The organism is Streptosporangium sp. NPDC003464 (assembly GCF_053588315.1).
The window spans coordinates 1-5,905 of sequence record NZ_JBSFPS010000410.1 but is presented as its reverse complement, the minus strand read 5'-3'; the positions used below and the strand labels follow the sequence as shown (position 1 = coordinate 5,905).

The 5,905-nt window shown below is 74.2% G+C and carries 2 protein-coding genes; both read left to right on the top strand.

Annotated elements, in window-relative coordinates; translation table 11 throughout:
- Positions 1-1,620 (top strand): amino acid adenylation domain-containing protein (locus tag ACWDS7_RS45880; RefSeq protein ID WP_451934422.1); only part of this gene is annotated, 1,620 nt, incomplete at its 5' end.
- 43 nt (positions 1,621-1,663) lie between these two features.
- A partial coding sequence (locus ACWDS7_RS45875) for a non-ribosomal peptide synthetase (RefSeq protein WP_451934421.1) occupies positions 1,664-5,905 on the top strand: 4,242 nt, incomplete at its 3' end.

Here is a 5,905-nt window from a genome sequence, read left to right as displayed (position 1 = left end):
GGCCCCGAGTCGGCGGTCGTGGTGCTGATGGAGCGCTCGGCCGAGACGGTGGTGACGCTGCTGGCGGTGGTCAAGGCCGGCGGCACCTACGTGCCGCTCCACCCCGGCCTGCCGGTGGCACGGATGCGCTGGATCGCCGAGCAGACCCGCGCCCGGGTTCTGGTGACCGATGCGACCTACGCCGGACACGACCTCACCGCACACGTGCCGGCCGTCCAGGTGGGGCCGGAGAGCGACCCGGTGGACCCGGACCTGGAGATCGCCCCCGACCGGCTGGCGTACGCGATGTTCACCTCCGGGTCGACCGGGGTGCCCAAGGGGGTGGCGGTCACCCACCGCAACGTCGCCGCCTTCGCCGCCGACCGCCTCTGGCACGGCCCCGGGCACCGCAGGGTCCTGTTCCACACGGCGTCCTCCTTCGACGTCTCCATGTACGAGCTGTGGGTGCCGCTGCTCAACGGCGGGACCGTGGTCGTGGCCCCACCCGGCCCGGTGGACGCCTCGGTGGTGCGCCGGGCCCTGGAGGAGGAACAGGTCAGCGCGGTGTTCCTGACCACCGGCCTGTTCAACGTCCTGGCCGAGGAGTCGCCGGCCGTGCTCGCGCGGGTCCCGGAGCTGTGGATCGCCGGTGAGGCCGCGTCCCCGCCGGCGGTGGAGCGCGTCCTGCTGGCCGGCGGCGAGGTCCGCAACGGCTACGGCCCCACCGAGACCACGATCTACGTCACCGCCCACCACGTGACCGCCCCCGCCGCCGTCGTCCCGATCGGCCGCCCGCTCGACAACACGCGCGCCTACGTCCTGGACGGCAGGCTCCGCCCGGTGCCCGCCGGCGTGCCGGGCGAGCTGTACATCGCGGGCGAGCACCTGGCCCGCGGCTACCTCGGCCGCCCGGACCTCACGGCCGAGCGCTTCGTCGCCGACCCGTACGGCGAGCCCGGGACGCGCATGTACCGCACCGGCGACCTCGTCCGCTGGCTGCCCGACGGTCTCCTCGACTACCTGGGCCGCGTCGACGACCAGGTCAAGATCCGCGGCATCCGCATCGAGCTCGGCGAGATCGAGACCGTCCTGGCCCGCCACCCCGCCGTGGCCCAGGCCGTGACCCTGGTGCGGGAGGACCAGCCGGGTGACAGGCGTCTGGTCGCCTACGTGGTCCCGCACCGGCCGCCGGCCGCTCCCTCCCCCGCCGCGGACGCGGAGCTCACCGGGCAGGTGCGGCGCTTCGCCGAGGAGACGCTGCCCGCCTACATGGTGCCTTCGGCCTTCGTCCTGCTGGACGGGCTGCCGCTCAACCACAACGGCAAGATCGACCGGCGGGCCCTGCCCGCCCCCGCCTGGCAGGAGCCCGCCGCCGTGGCGCAGGAGCCCCGGACGGAGGCCGAGGTCCTGGTCGCGGAGATCTGGACCGAGGTGCTCGGGGTGGAGCGGGTCGGCGTGCACGACGACTTCTTCGCGCTCGGCGGCAACTCGCTGCTGGCCATCAGGGTCGTCTCCAGGATCAGGGCCGCCGTGGACCTGGAGGTACCGGTCGACGCGGTCTTCACCAACCCCACGGTCGAGAGGCTGGCGGACGCCGTCGAGGCGCTGCTGATCGCGGACATCGAAGGACAGAGCCCGTAGCCCCGCAACGCCGTAGTCCCAGCAAGGAAGGGAAAAGCCTCGGATGACCGAGCAGCTGTCGGAGCGCGCCGTCGCCCTCTCAGCCGACAAACGCGCCCTCTTGTCGCAACGACTGCGCGGCCGGGCTGCGGGCACCACCGTCCGGCCACGCCCCCCGGGGACCGAGCCACCGCCCTCCAGCGGGCAGGAGCGGCTGTGGTTCATGGAGCAGCTCGCTCCGGGCAACACCGCCTACACGATCCCGCTGGCCATGCGCCTGACGGGTGAGCTGGACGCCGCGCTGCTCCAGGAGGCGCTGACGGCGCTGACCGCCAGGCACGAGGCCCTGCGGATGCGCTTGCCCACCACCCAGGACGGGCGGCCGCGGGTCGTCGTCGACGGGCCGGGGCCCGCCGTGCTGAAGGTCGTCGAAGCGGACGGCGTGGAACGGGCGGCGGAGCTCGTCGGCGAGGAACTCCTGCGGCCGTTCGACCTGGCGGCCGACGTGCCGCTGCGGGCGGTGCTGGTCCGCATCGGGCCGGACGACCACGTGCTCCTGCTCGCCGTCCACCACGCCGTCAGCGACGGCCGGTCGCTGGAGATCATGGCCGAGGAGCTGCTCAGGCTGTACGGCGGGCTCCGCGAGGGCGTGCCGGCGGAGCTGCCCGAGCCGCCCGTGCAGTTCGGCGACTTCGCCGTGTGGGAGCGGGAGCGGCTGGCCGGGCCGGCCGTCGAGCCCGACGTCGCCTTCTGGCGCGAGCAGCTGGCCGGGCTGCCCGACCTGGAGCTGCCCACCGACCGGCCGCGCCCGGCCGAACAGCGCTTCGACGGCGCGGTCCACGCCTTCACCTGGGATGCCGAGCTGACCGAGGCCGTGCGCGAGCTGGGCCGCTCGCACGGCGCCACGCTCTACATGACCCTGCTCGCGGCCTACCAGGCGGTGCTCGCCCGGCACGCGGACCAGGACGACTTTGCGGTGGGCTCGCCGGTGGCCGGACGGCCCTACCGCGAGCTGGAGGAGGTGGTCGGCTCCTTCGTCAACATGGTGACCCTGCGCAGCCGCACCGGCGACGACCCCACCGTCGCCGAGCACCTGCTCCGTACCAGGGAGACGGTGCTCGGCGCGCTCGCGCACCAGGACTACCCGTTCCACCAGCTCGTCAACGACCTGCGCGTGGAGCGGGACCCCAGCCGCTCGGCGATCTTCCAGGCGACCTTCACGCTCACCGGCCAGGCGAGCCGGGACAGGGCCGTCGCCGGGCTGGACGTCGTCCCGTTCGACCCGCCGCTCGCGATCACCCAGTTCGACCTGGCCCTCTACGTCACCGAGACCGACGACGGCCTGAACGGCCTGTTCACCTACCGCAGCGACCTGTTCGAACCGGCCACCGTCGAGCGGATCGAGCGCTCGATGCGCCGCTTCCTGAAGGAGGCCGTCACCGGCCACGACCACCGCCTGTCGGAGGTGTCGCTGCTCGACGAGCAGGAACGCGGGAGGCTGCTCGGCGACTGGGCGGGCACCCGCATCTGGCGGCCCGCGCACCGCACGCTCGGCGAGATGGCCGAGGCCCAGGCGGCGCGGACCCCCGACGCGCCCGCCCTCGTCGCCGGGGAGCGCTCACTCACCTTCGCCGAGCTGCACCGCCGGGCCAACCGGCTGGCCAGGCACCTGCGGAGCCTCGGGGTGGGGCCCGACGCCCGCGTCGCGATCTGCCTGGACGGGGCCGTGGACGCCGCCGTCGCGATCCTCGGGGTGCTCAAGGCGGGCGGCGCCTACCTGCCGCTCGACCCCGAGCAGCCGCGCGAGCGGCTGGAGTTCCTGCTGGCCGACTCGTCGGCCGTCGCGCTGGTCACCGATTCGGCGCTGCGCGAGCGGGCGGCCGGGTTCACCGGCTCCGTCGTCGAGCTGGACCGGCCGGCCGGCGAGGGCGACGACAGCCCGCTGGAACCGCTCGCGGGCCCCGACGACCTCGCCTACGTGATCTACACCTCCGGCACCACGGGGCGGCCCAAGGGCGTCGGCGTCCAGCACCGGCACATCGTGTCCTACCTGGAGTACATCCGCGAGGACTACGACATCGTGTCCGGCGCCACCTTCGGCCTGCTCCAGTCGCTCGCCTTCGACTTCAGCATGCTGATGTTCTACCTGCCGCTCACCGGCGGCGGCACCCTCCACCAGCTCCCCCGCCGCGGCTCCGGGCCGGAGCTGGCCGAGGCCGTGCGGGACCTCGACTATCTGAAGATGACGCCCTCCCACCTGGCCGCGCTGGGCGCGGAGGTGGAGCCCGGACGGCTGCTGCCGCGCCGCGCGCTGATCCTGGCGGGCGAGGCGTCGCCGACCGCCTGGGTCCGCGAGCTGGCCTCCCGCGCGGGCTGCGCGATCTTCAACAGCTACGGCCCCACCGAGACGGTCGTCGCGGTGACCACCGAGCGGGTGGACCCCGGGGCGCCGGCGGCCGGCACGGCCTGGCCCATCGGCCGCCCGCTCCCCGGCGCCCGCGTCTACGTGCTGGACCGGACGCTGCGCCTGGTCCCGCCGGGCGTCGCGGGCGAGCTCTACATCGGCGGCGACACCCTGGCCCGGGGCTACCTCGGCCGTCCCACCCTGACCGCCGAGCGTTTCGTCGCCGACCCGTACGGCGAGCCCGGGACGCGCATGTACCGCACCGGCGACCTGGTCCGCAGGCTCGACGACGGGCGCCTGGAATTCCTCGGCCGCACCGACCACCAGGTGAAGATCCGCGGCTACCGGGTGGAGCTCGGCGAGGTCGAGGCCGCGCTCGGCACGCTCCCCGGAGTCGTCCAGGGCGTGGTGGACCTGCGCGGCGACCGCCTCGTCGCGTGGCTGGAGAAGGAGCCGGGCGCGGTGGAGGCCCCGGTGGCCGAGCTCCGGGCGCACCTGCTCGAACGGCTCCCCGAGTACATGGTCCCGGGCCGGTTCGGCTGGCTCGACCGCTTCCCGCTCCAGGCCCACGGGAAGGTGGACCGCAGGGCGCTGCCGGACCCCGAGCCCGAGCGCCTGGACCAGCGGCCCGGCCACACCGCCCCGGCCGACCCGACCGAGGAGGCCATCGCCGCCATCTGGGCGGCCGTCCTCGACCTGGAGACGGTCGGCACCGGCGACAACTTCTTCGACCTCGGCGGCCATTCGCTGCTCGCCACCCAGGTCGTGGCGCGGATGCGCAAGACCTTCCCGGACAGCAGGCCGCCGATCGGCGTGCTGGAGATGTTCAAGCACCCCACGGTCGCCGAGCTGGCCGGGCTCGTCACCGAGCGGCGGGGGGAGACGGCCGCGCCGCGCCGGATACTGGCCGAGCTGACCCGTCCCGTCGATCCGCGGGAACGCGCCGGCTCGGTCATCTGCGTGCCGTACGGCGGCGCCAACGCGGTCGTCTACCAGGCGCTCGCCGACGCCATGCCCGCCGGCTACTCCCTCTACGCGGTCGCCGCCCCCGGGCGCGAGCCGGGCGAGGAGGGGCAGCTGTCCTACGAGGAGGTGGCCAGGCGCTGCGTCGAGGAGATCGCCGCGCACGTCCAGGGTCCGATCGTGGTCTACGGGCACTGCGCCCCGGGCAGCGCGCTGGCCGTGGAGCTGGCCCAGCGCATCGAGGCGTCGGGGCGCGAGCTGGACGCCCTCTACCTGGGCGGCATCTTCCCCTTCGCCCGGCCCAGAGGCCGCTTCCTGGGCTCGCTCAGCAGGCTGGTCAACGACCGCCTGCACGGCACCCGCACGGTCGCGGCGGAGCTGCGCGCGCTCGGCGGCGACATGTCGGGGCTCGACGAGGAACAGGTCGCCTTCACCGTCGAGCTGATGCGCGAGGACGGCCGGATGGCCGAGGAGCACTTCACCAGGCTGCTGAGCACCGAACAGCCCCGGCTGAGGGCGCCGATCGTCTCGGTGGTCGGCGAGCGCGACCCGAGCACCGAGTTCTACCAGGAGCGCTTCAAGGAATGGTGCGTGCTGTCGGACTCCTCGTCGCTGGTCGTCATCGACGAGGCCGGGCACTTCTTCCCCAAGTACCGCGCCGACGAGCTCGCTCAGATCCTCACCGGCGTCCACACCGCCGACGCGGCCTGGCGGGAGGCGCACTCGCGCGAGGCGGGCGGCACCTGGTGGCTCCAGGACACCGTGGAGCGGCGGGCCGTACGGGAGGAGCGCGAGCCGAGCATGCGGCGGTTCCTGCCCGTCGCGCTGGGCCAGCTGGTCTCGCTCACCGGATCGGCCCTCACCGAGTTCGCGGTGCCGATCTGGATCTACACGGTCACCGGGTCGCTGGCCCACTTCGGGCTCATCGCGCTGCTCGCC